The sequence below is a fragment of the Burkholderiales bacterium genome, from assembly GCA_015075645.1.
Taxonomy (GTDB): domain Bacteria; phylum Pseudomonadota; class Gammaproteobacteria; order Burkholderiales; family Casimicrobiaceae; genus VBCG01.
In genome coordinates, this window is sequence record JABTUF010000002.1 from 496038 (window position 1) to 510069 (window position 14032).

Sequence of the window (14032 nt, forward strand, 5' to 3'; positions counted from 1 at the left end):
TCGCTCGGTCGCGGATCTGGCGCCGCCGCCGGTTCGTGCCGTCGGGCGGGCCGTACGCACAACATGGGTACCGGCCCGGGTCTTTCAAGCCCCCGACTCCACCCCGACGTTCCATCCGGACGCTGAACCTTCCCATCCCGCAACCTGCCGACGAGCCGCCGATGAGCGCCGACCTCTCCGCCTCCGAATTGCGCCAACTGTCCGAACGCCTGCGCGACCGGCACCGCGAGTTGCGCGCGGCGATCCGCGCGCAGTTCGCCGACCACGACGACCCGGACACGATGGCGTTGCGCAACCGGCTCGAGGACACCGACGACTGGGCGGTCGCCGATGCGATGGCGGGTCAGGACATCGCGATGGTCGCCCGCGACGTGGCCGAGATCGGCGAGGTGGAGGACGCGCTCCGGCGGATCGCGGACGGCAGCTACGGTCGCTGCACCGACTGCGACGAGCCGATACCCGCGGCGCGCCTTCGCGCCTACCCGACCGCGAAGCGCTGCATCCGCTGCCAGGAGGCCGCCGAGAAGCGCGGCGCGGCCTGACCGTTCAGCGGCGCCGCGCAGGCCCGCCGGGCGCCCGGCGGGCGATCCAGTCGAAGAACTCGCGGTACCAGCGCACCGAGTTCTGCGGCTTCAGGATCCAGTGATTCTCGTCGGGGAAGTAGACGAGGCGCGCGTCGACCCCCTTCGCCTTCAGCGTGTCGTAGTACTGCAGCGCCTGCGTCGCGGGCACGCGGTAGTCGAGTTCGCCGTGCACGACGAGCGTCGGCGTCTTCGCGCGGCCGACGTGGTGGTGCGGCGACTGGCGCAGCACGCGCTTCTCGTCCTCCCAGTGCCAGGCGCCGAGTTCCTTGCCGAACCACTCGTAGCCGTCGGTGGCCATCATGCTCACCCAGTCGTAGCAGCCGGCGTGGCAGACATAGGTCGCGTAGCGGTCGGTGTGCCCGTTCATGTAGGCGACCATGTAGCCGCCGTAGCTGCCGCCGGTGCCGACGAGCCGCGTGCGGTCGATGCTGCCGGTGCGGATGAGCGCGTCGGTGGCGGCCTCGATGTCGGCGAACTCCTTCTCGCCGTAGCGCCCGACGATCGTCTCGAGGAACTTCTGACCGAAGCCGGACGATCCGTGGTAGTTCACCATCGCCACGACATAGCCGTGCCCGGCGAACACCTGCGCGTTCCAGCGGAAGTGCCAGCCGTCGCCGTGCGCCGCGTGCGGCCCGCCGTGGATCGAGTGCAGGAGCGGCCACTTGCGCTTCGGGTCGAAGCTCGGCGGATAGGTGACCCACACCTGCACGCTCTCGCCGTGCCAGCCCTCGACGGTGAACTCGCGCGTCTCGCCGAGCGCGTGCTTGGCGAGGAGCGCGTCGTTGGTGGTCTCGAGCGCGCGCTCGTCCGTGCCGTCCGCCGCGCAGGCGAAGAGCGCGGGCGGATGGCGCGACGACGCGCGGTCGAACGCGATCGTCGCGCCGTCCTTCGATTGCGCGAATCCGCCGATCGTGCCGCCGGCGGCGACGAGCACGGGCCGCGCCGCGCCTGCCGGCAGACGCCACAGCCCGGTACGCCCGCGATCCTCGGCGGTGAACAGGATCGAGCGGCCGTCGGGCGCCCACTGCGGATGCGAGGGCGCGCGGTCGAACGCGGCGCCCAGCGCGCGCGCCCGCCCGCCTCCGCGCGGCACGATTTCGAGGCGACCCTGGTCGACGTGCGACCGGTCGGTGTCGACGGAGTGATAGACGACGTGCCGGCCGTCGGGCGAATAGCGGGGCCCGGCGTCCGAGCGCCCGGTCGAGGCGGTCAGCACGCGTTTCTTCTTCGTGCGCAGATCGACGGTCACGATGTCGAACTTGTGCAGCATGCCCGGCTCGGGCGCGAGGTCGGCCGTGACCGCGATCTCGCGCCCGTCGGGCGCGATGTCGTACTCGTTCGACGACGGATCCCAGTACGGCAGCGCGAGCCCGGTGCCCGCGAGTGCATCGCGGCAGCGGCCGGTCTCGACGTCGCACACGAACACGTGCGGCTCGCGGCCGTCGGTCAGCCAGTGATCCCAGAAGCGGTAGACCGACCGCTCGGTGGCGTGCACCTTGACCTTGTCGTCCTTGCGCTCCTTCAGGCGTTTCGCCTGCTGCGCATCGGTCGCGAGGTCGCGCCACACCCACGAGATGAACGCGACGCGCCGGCCGTCGGGAAACCAGCGCACCGAGGCGCATCCGGTCGAGAGCTTCGTGACCCTGCGCGCCTCGCCGCCGTCGGGCGCGATCACGTAGAGCTGCGGGACCTCGTCGTCCTTGCGCTTCGCGGTGAAGGCGATGAGCCCGCCGTCGGGAGACCACGCCGGTCCGCTGTCCTTGTCGCCGGCGGTGAGACGACGCGGCTTCGCGCCCCGTCCCGCGCGCGTCGGATAGAGCCACAGTTCGGTCGCGCCTTCGTTCTTCTCCATGTCGTACGAGGTGACGCTCGCGCAGGCGCTCGAACCGTCGGGCGAGAGCGTCGGGGTGCCGATGCGCTTCAGCGCCCACAGGGTTTCGATGGAGAGCGGCTTTCGGCGAACGGGCATCGCGGCGGTCCCTGCGGTTACAATCGTGCGGCATTCTATCCCCCGGCTTCGGTGCGGACCGGCGAACAACCGCACCCTCTTCCGCGAATATTCCCGATGGCTTCGATGATCTACCGGCGGCTCGGCGCGAGCGGCGTGAAGGTGTCCGTGTTCTCGCTCGGCTCCTGGGTCACCTACGGCGGCCAGCTCGACGGCGGCGCCGCGCTCGCCTGCATGACCGCGGCCTACGAGTCCGGCGTGAACTTCTTCGACAACGCCGAGGCGTACGCGAAGGGCGCGTCCGAAACCCTGATGGGCGAGGCACTCGCGAAGGCCGGCTGGCGACGCTCGAGCTACCTCGTCTCGACCAAGCTCTTCTGGGGTCTCCACGACGGTCCGAACGAGAGGAACACGCTCAACCGCAAGTACCTCCTGCAGGGTATCGACGGGTCGCTGGAACGCCTCAAGCTCGACTACGTCGACCTCCTCTACTGTCATCGGCCCGATCCGGACACGCCGATCGAGGAGACCGTGCATGCGATGCACGACATCGTGACTTCGGGCCGCGCCGTGTACTGGGGCACCTCCGAATGGAGCGCGGCGGACATCGCGCAGGCCTGGCACATCGCGGACCGGCACCACTGGCACAAGCCGGTCGCCGAGCAGCCGCAGTACAACCTGTTCCACCGCGAGCGCGTCGAGCGCGAGTACGCGCGGCTCTACCGCGACCTCGGCCTCGGCACGACGACCTGGAGCCCGCTCGCCTCCGGCGTGCTGACCGGCAAGTACAGCGAGGGCATCCCGCCGGATTCGCGCGGCGCCCTCAAGGGCTACGAGTGGCTGGCCGAGCGGGTGTCCGACCCCGTGCGCGTCGCGGTCGTGCGCGAGATCGTCCCGATCGCGCGGGAACTGGGCTGCACGCCCGCGCAACTCGCGCTCGCGTGGTGCGCGAAGAATCCGAACGTGTCGACGGTCATCACCGGCGCGAGCCGCGTCGCGCAGGTGCACGAGAACCTGAAGGCGCTCGACGTGATCGACCGACTGACGCCCGAGGTCATGGCCGCGATCGACGCCGCGACGACGACGCCGAAGGCGACCTGAAGCGCGGTCGTCGCGGCCGACGCACCCTCGCCTTCCGATGGCCGCCTCGCGCACCGGCATCGTCACGCTGAAGGCCGGGCGGGAGAAGTCGCTGCGCGAGCGCCATCCGTGGGTCTACTCGGGCGCGATCGGACAGGTCGACGGCGATCCGGGCCCGGGAGACACGGTGGAAGTGCGCGCGCACGACGGCACGTTCCTCGCCGTCGGCGCCTTCTCGCCCGCGTCGCAGATCCGGGTGCGCGCCTGGTCGTTCGCGCCTGCGGCGATCGACGCCGGATTCCTCGCCGCGCGGGTGCGCGCGGCGGTCGGCGCGCGCGCGGGGATGCTCGACGCCGACCACGACGCCTGCCGCCTGGTCCACGGCGAATCGGACGGCCTGCCCGGGGTCGTCGCCGACCGCTACGGCGACACCGTGGTCGTGCAGATGAGTTCGGCCGGCGCCGAGCGCTGGCGCGATGCGATCGTCGCGGCCCTCGCGGACGCCACCGGCGCGGTGAACGTGGTCGAACGATCGGACACGGACGTGCGCAGGCTCGAAGGACTCGCCCCGCGCACCGGCGTCCTGCGCGGCGCCGTCGACGGGCCGGTCGCCATCCGCGAAGGGGGCCTGCGCTGGCGCGTCGACGTGCTCGCCGGCCAGAAGACCGGCTTCTATCTCGACCAGCGCGACAATCGGCGGCACGTTCGCGACCTCGCCCGCGGCCGCGACGTGCTGAACGCGTTCTGCTACACCGGCGGCTTCTCGCTCGCCGCGCTCGCAGGAGGCGCGCAGAGCGTCGTGTCGATCGACAGTTCGGCCGCGGCGCTCGGGCTGGCGCGCGAGAACCTCGCGGCCAACCCGTCGCTGCCCGCCTCGGCGGCGACATGGCGCGAGGCCGACGTGTTCGCGGAACTGCGCGAACTGCGCAACCGCGCGGCGAGCTTCGGGTTGATCGTGCTCGATCCGCCGAAGTTCGCGCCGACCGCCGCGCTCGCCGCGAAGGCGGCGCGCGCCTACAAGGACATCAACCTGCTCGCGCTGAAACTTCTCGCGCCCGGTGGCCTGCTCGCGACGTTCTCGTGCTCGGGCGGGATCTCCACCGAACTCTTCCGCAAGATCGTCGCGGGGGCCGCGGTCGACGCGAGGGTCGATGCCGCGATCGTCGGACGCTTCTGCGCGAGCGCCGATCACCCGGTCGCGCTCGCCTTTCCCGAAGGCGACTACCTGAAAGGACTGCTGGTGCAGCGCCGCTGACCGGCAGCGCACATCGCTCCACCTGGGACAAAAAGAAAGGTCGCCACCGACGCCGCAGCGGCGACCCCACGCTCGGGCCGGGCGGACAGGAGGACGCCCGGCGATCCCGTCAAACGGTCAGGCGGAGAGGCAGGAACTCATGAACTTCTTGCGCTCGTCGCCCTTCATCGCACCGGCCTTGGCGTTGCACGCCTTCATCTTGTCCTGCTGCGTCATCTTCGCCGGCGCGTCCTTGCCCGACAGGCAGGCGCTCATGAATTCCTTGCGCGCGTCGCCCGTCTTGCCCTCCGCCCTGGCGTTGCAATCCTTCATGCGCTGCTGCTGAGGCGTGAGCGGCTTGTCGCCGGTGGCCGCGGTCTTCGGCGGGTCGGCGGCGAAGGCGGTGCTGGCGAACGCGAAGGCGCCGACGAGCGCCAGCAGGGTGGTTTTCCGCATGTCGAATCTCCGTTGTACCAAGGGGTCGTATCGGGTCGGGCACCCGCCGCCATTCGCAGGCGCCGGGTTCGCCGATCAGTCTACGCACCCCGTAACGTCCGGCGCAACGATTCGGACGACCAGGGTGCGGAGCGGTGTTGCAGCGCCGCACGTTGCGGCGCAACGACGCCACGACGCCCTCGCCAGCGGCTCGGCCGCGACCGGATGACGCGCTGCGGCACAGGGTGTAAGCTATTGTTTTCTCGACCCTCGCATTCCCGACGGAGCCCGCCGTGCCCACGACGACCGCGCAACGCAACCGCCACGCCGCCGCCGGCGGTCCGGCGACCGCACGTCCGGTCGACGACACCCGGATCACCGAAATCACCGAACTCGCGCCGCCTTCGCACCTGCTGCGCGAGTTCCCGGTGTCCGAGGTCGCCGCGATCACCACCTACGACCGCCGGCAGGCGATCCACCGCATCCTGCACGGCGCCGACGACCGGCTCGTCGTCGTCGTCGGCCCCTGCTCGATCCACGACTACGACGCCGCGATCGACTACGCGACGCGGCTCGCCGCGCTCAAGCGCGAGCTCGAAGCCGACCTGGCGATCGTGATGCGCGTCTACTTCGAAAAGCCGCGCACGACCGTCGGATGGAAGGGCCTCGTCAACGACCCGCGCCTCGACGGCAGCTTCCGGATCAACGAGGGTTTGCGGCTCGCGCGGCGCATCCTGCTCGAGATCAACGAACTCGAACTCCCCGCCGGCACCGAGTATCTCGACATGATCACGCCGCAGTACATCGCGGACCTGATCAGCTGGGGCGCGATCGGCGCGCGCACGACCGAGAGCCAGGTGCACCGCGAACTCGCGAGCGGACTCTCCTGCCCGGTCGGCTTCAAGAACGGCACCAACGGCGACGTGCGCATCGCGGTCGACGCGATCAAGGCGGCGAGCGCGCCGCATCATTTCCTGTCGGTCACCAAGGGCGGCCACTCGGCGATCGTGCACACCGGGGGCAACGAGGATTGCCACATCATCCTGCGCGGCGGCAAGGCTCCGAACTACGACGCGGCGAGCGTCGAGGCCGTGTGCAAGGAGCTCGCGAGCGCCGGCCTCGCGCAGCGCGTGATGATCGACTGCTCGCACGCGAACAGCCAGAAGAAGCACGAGCGCCAGATCGAAGTCGCCGCCGACATCGCGGAACAGGTCGCCTCCGGCGACGAGCGCATCGTCGGCGTGATGATCGAGAGCCACCTCAATCCGGGACGGCAGGACCTGAAGCCCGGCGAGGCGCTCGCCTACGGCGTGTCGGTCACCGATGCGTGCATCGGCTGGGACGCCACCGTGGAGGCGCTGCGCCAGCTCGCCGACGCCGTGCGGCGCCGGCGGCTCACGGTGTCCGACGCGGCGTAAGCCTCCGCCGGTGGATGCTGCCGGCGCCCCGGTCGAGATCGAGCTCAAGCTCGCGATCGCTCCGGAGCGCGTCGCGGCGCTGCGCGCGCATCCGGCGTTGCGCGACGTCGTCCGCGGTGCCTGCCGCAGCGACAGGCTCGTCGCGGTCTACCACGACACGCCGGACCGGCGGCTCCTGAACGCGGGCGTCGCGCTGCGCGTGCGGCGCCTCGGAGCCTCGTTCGTGATGACGGTCAAGGGCCCGCCGGCCGAGGACGCGGCGTCGGGGATCGTTTCGCGGCCGGAGGTCGAATGGCCGGTCGCGGGCGACGCGATCGACACGATGCGCCTCGCGACCACGCCCTGGCGCGCGGTGTTCGCGAAGGCGCTGCGCCGCGGTCCGCTCGCGCCGGTGTTCACGACGCGGTTCACGCGCACGTCGTGGCCGCTCTCCTTTCCGGACGGCACGACCGCGACCTTCGCGCTCGACCGCGGCGAGATCGAAGCCGGCGTGCGCCGCGCGCCGATCTCGGAGATCGAGATCGAGCTCGAAGCGGGCGACCCGGCGCGGCTCCTCGACCTCGCGGAGCGCCTCGCCGCCGACCTGCCGCTCTCGATCGAGCCGCGCAGCAAGGCGGAGCGCGGATTCGCCCTCGCCGAGGGTGCGACGATCGAGCCGTCGCGCGCGCGCGACATCGCGCACGCCGCCGGTGCGAGCGCCGGTTCGGCGATCGCCGCGACGATCGCCGAATGCCTGCGGCAGGTCGAACGCAACGCCGTGGGGCTGCGCGAAGCGTCCGCGCGCGACCCCGAATGGGTGCATCAGCTCCGCATCGGCGTGCGGCGGCTCCGCTCCTGCCTCGCCCTCGCCGAGGGCATCGTCGCGCCGAACCGGATCGAGTCGCTGCGCAACGATACGCGCTGGACGCTCGACGCGCTCGGCCCGGCGCGTGACCTCGACGTGTTCGCCGGCGAGACGCTGCCTCGCGCGCTCGCGGATCTCGAACGGTCGACCGATGCGGCGACGCGTGGCGCCGCGGCGGTGCGTTCGCTCGCCCGGCGCGCGGCCGCGCGTCGCCGCGCCGCCCATGCGGACGCGCTGGCGTGCGCCGCATCGGGGCGCTTCACGCGTTTCCTGCTGGCGGTCTCGCGCGCGGCCGCCGAGGCGCCTGCGGGACCGGCCAGCGGAGAGCCGGCCGCGCGGCTCGCGGCACGAATCCTCGAGCGCCGCGCGGCGCGCCTCGCGCGCGCCGGGGCGAGGCTCGCGCGCGCGGGCAGCGAAGAACGTCACGCGGTCCGTATCGCGGCGAAGAAGCTGCGCTACGCCACCGAGTTCTTCGCGGCGCTGTTCCCGCGCAAGCGGACACGCGTCTATCGGGATGCGCTCGCCGGGCTGCAACAGGTCCTGGGCGAGTGGAACGACGCGGCCGTCGCGCCCCGGATCGCCGCGACGATCGCCGGGCCGGCCGCCGTGGCCACCGTCGCGATCGAGGCATGGGCCGCCGGCCGCGCCAGCGACGCGGCACGACGCCTCGACGACGCGTGGGCGCACTTCGTCGCGGCGAAACCGTTCTGGTCGCGCGTTTGAACCCACCGTTCGGCGACCCCGGCCCGTACCGCGCGCCGGCGTGGCTGCCCGGCGCCCACGCGCAGACGATCTGGCCTGCGTTGCTGCGGCGCCCCGAAGTGCCGCTGCGCCGCGAAGACGTCCCCACGCCCGACGGCGACACCTGGTCGTTCGACTGGATCGACGCGCCCGCCTCGACCGACACTCCGGTCGTCGTGCTGTTCCATGGCCTCGAAGGCAGTTCGGCGTCGCACTACGCGCGCGCCCTGATGCGCGCCGCCCGGGACCGGGGCTGGCGCGGCGTCGTGCCCCACTTTCGCGGCTGCGCCGGCGAACCGAACGCGAGGCCGCGCGCCTACCACATGGGCGACCACGAGGAGGTCGGTGCGATGCTCGTCGAGGTGCGTAAGCGCGCCGGGCCGGCCGCGCCGATCCACGCAGCGGGCGTGTCGCTCGGCGGCTCGGCGCTCCTCAACTGGCTCGGCCGTGCGGGGGCGGACGCCGCGGCGCTCGTCTCGCGCGCTGCGGCCGTCTCGTCCCCCGCGTACGTCGTGCCGGCGGGGCGCGCGCTCGATCGCGGCGCCAACCGCATCTACGCGCGCCTGTTCCTGAAGACGCTGAACCCCAAGGCGCGCGCGCTCGCAGCACGACATCCGGAGGTGCTCGACCCGATGCAGATGCGCGGCTACCGCTCGATGCACGCGTTCGACGACGCGGTGACCGCGCCGTTGCACGGCTTCGATGGCACGCTCGACTACTGGACGCGCGCATCGTCGCGGCCGTGGCTCGCGGGCATCGCGGTGCCGACGCTGATCGTGAACGCGCTGAACGACCCGTTCGTGCCGCCCGAAGCGCTCGCGCGGCCCGAGGACGTTTCCGCGAGCGTCGCGCTCGAGCGTCCGGCGCACGGCGGACACGCCGGATTCCCGGACGATGCGTTTCCCGGACGCCCGGAATGGCTGCCGCGACGACTGCTGCATTGGTTCGCCGCCGCCCGATGAGAGGGACCGGTATCATGCGGCCTCGTCGATCCGCCCCGAAACGCGCATGACCCTCCCTCCCGAGATCTTCAAGGCCTACGACATCCGCGGCATCGTCGGGCGAACGCTTTCGCCCGACATCGTCCGCGCCATCGGCCGCGGCCTCGGCACGCTCGCGCGCGAGGCGAAGCGCCCGTCGATCGCGATCGGCCGCGACGGAAGGCTCTCGGGACCGGAACTCTCCGCGGCCTTGGCCGACGGCATCCGCGCGGCGGGCACCGACGTGATCGACGTCGGGATGGTGGCGACGCCGATGACCTACTACGCGAGCCACGCGCTCGACACCGGCTGCAGCACGATGGTGACCGGCAGCCACAATCCGCCCGACTACAACGGGCTCAAGATGGTGATCGACGGCACGACGCTCGCCGGCGAGGCCATCCAGGCGCTCCGCGAGAGACTCGAGCGGGGCGACGTCGCCACCGGCACCGGTCACTACCGCGTGCACGACATCGGCGGCGCGTACCTGGACCGCATCGCGGGTGACGTGAAGCTCGCGCGGCCGATGAAGATCGCGGTCGACTGCGGCAACGGGGTCGCCGGAGCCTACGCGCCTTCGCTGTTCCGCCGGCTGGGATGCGACGTCGTCGAGCTCTTCTGCGAGGTGGACGGACGCTTCCCGAACCACCATCCGGATCCGGCGCAGCCGAAGAATCTCGCCCAACTCGTCGCGCGCCTCGCGCAGGGCGACTGCGAGCTCGGACTCGCCTTCGACGGCGACGGCGACCGCCTCGGCGTGGTCACGAAGGCCGGGCAGGTGATCTTCCCCGACCGGCAGTTGATGCTGTTCGCCGCCGACGTGCTGTCGCGCGCGCCGGGCGCGACGATCATCTACGACGTGAAATCGACGCGCAATCTCGGCCCCTGGATCGCGCAGCACGGCGGCACGCCGCTCCTGTGCAAGACCGGCCATTCGTTCATCAAGGCCCGCATGAAGGAGACGGGCGCGGCGCTGGCGGGCGAGATGAGCGGGCACACCTTCTTCGGCGAGCGCTGGTACGGCTTCGACGACGGCCTCTACGCGGGGGCGCGCCTGCTCGAGATCCTGTCGCGGACCTCCGACCCCTCCGCTGCACTGGAGGCGCTGCCGAACGCGCTGTCGACGCCCGAACTCGCCCTCGAGGTCGCCGAGGGCGAGCAGCACGCGTTCGTGCGCGAACTCTCCCTGCATGCGCGGTTTCCCGGCGCGAGCGAGGTGATCCGCATCGATGGCCTGCGCGTCGAGTATCCGGACGGCTTCGGCCTCGCGCGCGCCTCGAACACGACGCCCACCGTCGTGCTGCGGTTCGAGGCGGACGACGCCGCGGCGCTCGAGCGCATCCAGCGCGAATTCCGCCGCGTGCTCGCCGAGGTCCGCCCCGCGACGGCGCTGCCGTTCTGACCGCAGGAGATCCATGGACACCGCGACACCCGCCGTCACGCTCGCCGACATCGAAGCCGCGCGCGAGCGCATCCGCGGCGGCATCTACGAGAGTCCCTGCGTCGAGTCGATCCCGCTGTCCAAGCTCACCGGCGCGCACGTCTTCTGCAAGCTCGACTACCTGCAGCGCACCGGCAGCTTCAAGGAACGCGGCGCGCGCAACGCCCTGCTGCAGTTGCCCGAGGCGGCGCGCGCGCGCGGCGTCATCGCGGCGTCCGCCGGCAACCACGCGCAGGGCATCGCCTACCACGGCAGCCTCATCGGCATCCCGGTCACCGTCGTGATGCCGCGCTTCGCGCCGCTCATCAAGGTCACGAACTGCCGCAACCTCGGCGCGGAGGTCGTGCTCTTCGGCGAGGACCTGACCGAGGCGCGCGTGAAGGCGCAGGAAATCGCCGCGGAGCGCGGCCTCACGTTCATCCACCCGTTCGACAACGCGCAGGTCGTCGCCGGCCAGGGCACGATGGGCCTCGAGATCCTCGAGCAGGCGCCCGACGTCGAGGCGATCGTCGTGCCGGTCGGCGGCGGCGGATTGATCGGCGGCATCGGCATCGCGGTCAAGGCGAAGAAGCCGTCGGTGGAGATGGTCGGCGTCGAGCCGGAGAACGCGCCTTCGCTCGCCGCCGCGTTCGCCCGGCACGAACCGGTGCTGGTCGCGATGTCGCCGACGCTCGCCGACGGCCTCGCGGTCGCGCAGACCGGCGCGATCAACTACCCGATCACGCGGCGGGTCGTCGACCGGCTCGTGACCGTCGACGAGTCCTCGATCGCGCTCGCGATCCTGCGGCTGGTCGAACTGGAGAAGAGCGTCGTCGAGGGCGCCGGCGCCGCACCGCTCGCGGCGTTCCTCGCGGGCAAGCTCGACCACCTGAAGGGCCGCCGCGTCGTGCTGGTGCTGTGCGGCGGCAACATCGACCTCTCGATCCTCGACCGCGTGATCGAGACCGGGCTCGTCACCGACGGGCGGCTCGCCCGCTTCAGCGTCTCGATCTCCGACCGGCCCGGCGGCCTCGCGCGGCTCACGGCCGTCATCGCGACGACCGGCGCGTCGGTCAAGGAGATCGTGCACGACCGCGCGTTCTCCGGGCCCGACCTCTCGGCGGTGCGCGTCGTCTGCGTCGTCGAGACCACCGGCCACGAGCACGTCAAGCGCCTGCACGAAGCGCTCGGGAATGCCGGCATCAGCGTGGTCGGGTAGCGGACGCGGCACCTCCCGCGCAACGCTTGGGGCGCCGGCGAGCTCGTGGGGCGCCCGCCTACGGGTGCTCAGGCGGGCTTCGGCCGGGCAAGGAACCTGCGGGCGACCGCCACGGCGACGACGCCGACGAACCCCGCGACGTCGCTCGACGACGCCGGATAGACGAGCGCGAGTCCGGAGACGACCAGCACGATCCGCTCGACGACGGACAGGCGCCCGGCGAGCCACCCCTGCGCGCCGCAGGCGAGCGCGGCGATGCCCACCATCGCGGTCGCGGCGATCCACGCGACGCCGAACCACGTGCCCGCCGGCGGCGTCTTGAGGAGCAGGCCGACGCCTTCGGGCGAGAGCACGAACACGAACGGCACGACGAACGCCGGCAGCGTGTATTTCCACGCCTGCAGCGTCGTCTTGTACGGATCGCCGCCGGTGATGGCCGCGGCGGCGAACGGCGAGAGCGCGGTCGGCGGCGAAACCTCGGAGAGCACCGCGTAGTAGAAGATGAACATGTGCGCGGCGAAGTCCGGCACGCCGAGCTTGGTCAACGCCGGCGCGGCGATCACCGCGCAGATGATGTAGCTCGCGGTCACCGGCACGGCGAGGCCGACGATCCAGACGATCAGCGCGGTGTAGATCGCGGTCAGCGCGAGGCTGCCGCCGGCATAGCTGATCACGATCGCCGAGAACTTGAGGCCGAGCCCGGTCTTCGCGACGACGCCGACGATGATGCCCGCCGCGGCGCAGACCGCCGCGACGTTCAGCACCTGGGCGGAACCGTCGCGCATCGCCCGGACGAGGCGGCGCGGCACGAGCGCGTGTTCGCGGTCGAGGAAGCTCACGACGAAGGTCACCACCGTCGCCCAGAACACCGACAGGATCGGCGAGAAACCCAGCACCAGGAACACGACGATCGCGGCGAGCGACACGAAGTGGAAGCCGTAGCGCCGCGTGATCCGCCACAGCGAGTCGACCTTCGCGGCCGCGCCCTCCGCCATGCCGAAGCGGCGCACGTCGATCTCGACCATCACGAGCAGCGAGAGGTAGTAGAGGGCGGTCGGGACGACCGCCATCATGATCACGTCGAGATAGCCGATCTTCAGGAACTCGGCGATCAGGAACGCGGCCGCGCCGAGCACCGGCGGCGAGATGATCGCGCCGAGCCCGCCGGCGGCGAGAAGGCCGCCCGCGGCCTCCTTGCCGTAGCCGGACTTCGCGAGCATCGGCCAGGCGACCGAACCGATGGTCACCGTCGTCGCGACGCCGGAGCCCGACGGCCCGCCGAGCAGGAACGACGCGAGCACCACGGTCCTCCCGGCGCTCGCGTGCTTGCCGCCCATCGCGGCGAAGCTCCAGTCGAGGAAGAAGCGGCCGGCGCCCGAGTGCTGCAGGAACGCGCCGTAGATCGTGAACAGGATGATGAGCGAACTCGACACGTCGACCGCGGTGCCGAAGATGCCCTCGAGCGTCTGGTACAGGAAACCGGTGAGGCTCGCGACATCGTAGCCCCGGTGCGCCCACTGGCCGGGGAGCCAGGGGCCGGCGAACGCGTAGACGACGAACGCTCCGATGACGCCGGTCATGATCCAGCCGGAGGTGCGCCTGCACGCCTCGAGCACGAGCAGCACGAAGGCGACGCCGAAGAAGGTGTCGGACCGGCTCGGATCGACGTTGCGGTCCCAGATGTCGTCGCCGCCCGCGAGCAGGTACGCGATCGTCGCGAGCCCGAGGAGCGCGCCGACCGCGTCCCACCACATCAGCCGGTTGCGGTAGCGCGGCGCGATCGGAAACAGCAGGTACACGAGCACGAGCACGAAGCCGACGTGCACCGGCCGCAGCACCTGCGCGGGCACGATGTCGACGGCCGCGTACAGGTGGAAGAGGCTCATGACGACGAGGAGCGTCGTCGCGAGCGTCGCCAGCGCTCCGCGGAAGCGGCTCGTCGCGCCTTCGTCCTGCTCGACGAACGCCTCGGCGGCCTTCAGGCGCTCGTCGGACACGGCCTCGACGGCCGCGGGCGCTTCGTTGCCGGGGACGGACGGTCCGGACATTCGCGATGCCTCGTGTGCGACCGGAGCAGTCTATCGCGCCCGACCCCGCAAGCGACTCGGGGCGGACCCCAGGTCCGCCCC

The 14032-nt window shown here is 71.6% G+C and carries 11 protein-coding genes; 8 read left to right on the forward strand and 3 right to left on the reverse strand.

Going from position 1 to position 14032, the window contains the following annotated elements; translation table 11 throughout:
- Window positions 1-161 precede the first annotated feature (161 nt).
- Window positions 162-542, forward strand: coding sequence for a TraR/DksA C4-type zinc finger protein (locus HS109_05745; protein MBE7521872.1), 381 nt, complete (start codon window positions 162-164; stop codon window positions 540-542).
- A gap of 4 nt (window positions 543-546) precedes the next feature.
- Here the strand turns inward: HS109_05745 and HS109_05750 are convergent, their stop codons facing one another.
- A complete protein-coding gene (locus HS109_05750) occupies window positions 547-2553 on the reverse strand; it encodes a S9 family peptidase (GenBank protein ID MBE7521873.1) in 2007 nt (668 codons plus the stop codon).
- A 105-nt stretch (window positions 2554-2658) separates the two neighbouring features.
- Here HS109_05750 and HS109_05755 point away from each other — a divergent pair, with 105 nt between their 5' ends.
- Window positions 2659-3633, forward strand: a complete 975-nt coding sequence (locus HS109_05755; GenBank protein ID MBE7521874.1) for an aldo/keto reductase — start codon at window positions 2659-2661, stop codon at window positions 3631-3633.
- A 37-nt stretch (window positions 3634-3670) separates the two neighbouring features.
- Entirely contained in the window at window positions 3671-4867 is a 1197-nt protein-coding gene (locus HS109_05760) for a class I SAM-dependent rRNA methyltransferase (GenBank protein ID MBE7521875.1), read from the forward strand.
- Window positions 4868-4984: 117 nt separating this feature from the next.
- Here the strand turns inward: HS109_05760 and HS109_05765 are convergent, their stop codons facing one another.
- Window positions 4985-5302, reverse strand: a complete 318-nt coding sequence (locus HS109_05765) for a phosphate starvation-inducible protein PsiF (protein ID MBE7521876.1) — start codon at window positions 5300-5302, stop codon at window positions 4985-4987.
- 272 nt (window positions 5303-5574) lie between these two features.
- Between HS109_05765 and aroG the strand changes: the two genes are divergently transcribed.
- Genes aroG through HS109_05790 form a run of 5 tightly spaced genes read left to right on the forward strand, consistent with a single transcriptional unit; the run spans window position 5575 to window position 11903 of the window.
- A complete protein-coding gene (gene aroG, locus HS109_05770) occupies window positions 5575-6699 on the forward strand; it encodes a 3-deoxy-7-phosphoheptulonate synthase AroG (protein ID MBE7521877.1) in 1125 nt (374 codons plus the stop codon).
- Window positions 6700-6709: 10 nt separating this feature from the next.
- Window positions 6710-8266, forward strand: a complete 1557-nt coding sequence (locus HS109_05775; protein ID MBE7521878.1) for a CHAD domain-containing protein — start codon at window positions 6710-6712, stop codon at window positions 8264-8266.
- Entirely contained in the window at window positions 8173-9246 is a 1074-nt protein-coding gene (locus tag HS109_05780; protein MBE7521879.1) for an alpha/beta fold hydrolase, read from the forward strand. Before HS109_05775 ends, HS109_05780 begins: the two co-directional genes overlap by 94 nt.
- Before the next feature lie 46 nt (window positions 9247-9292).
- A complete protein-coding gene (locus HS109_05785) occupies window positions 9293-10666 on the forward strand; it encodes a phosphomannomutase/phosphoglucomutase (GenBank protein ID MBE7521880.1) in 1374 nt (457 codons plus the stop codon).
- Window positions 10667-10679: 13 nt separating this feature from the next.
- On the forward strand, window positions 10680-11903 hold the full coding sequence (locus tag HS109_05790; GenBank protein MBE7521881.1) for a threonine ammonia-lyase: 1224 nt from the start codon (window positions 10680-10682) through the stop codon (window positions 11901-11903).
- Between the two features lie 68 nt (window positions 11904-11971).
- Here the strand turns inward: HS109_05790 and HS109_05795 are convergent, their stop codons facing one another.
- A complete protein-coding gene (locus tag HS109_05795) occupies window positions 11972-13951 on the reverse strand; it encodes a TRAP transporter fused permease subunit (GenBank protein MBE7521882.1) in 1980 nt (659 codons plus the stop codon).
- Window positions 13952-14032: the final 81 nt, after the last annotated feature.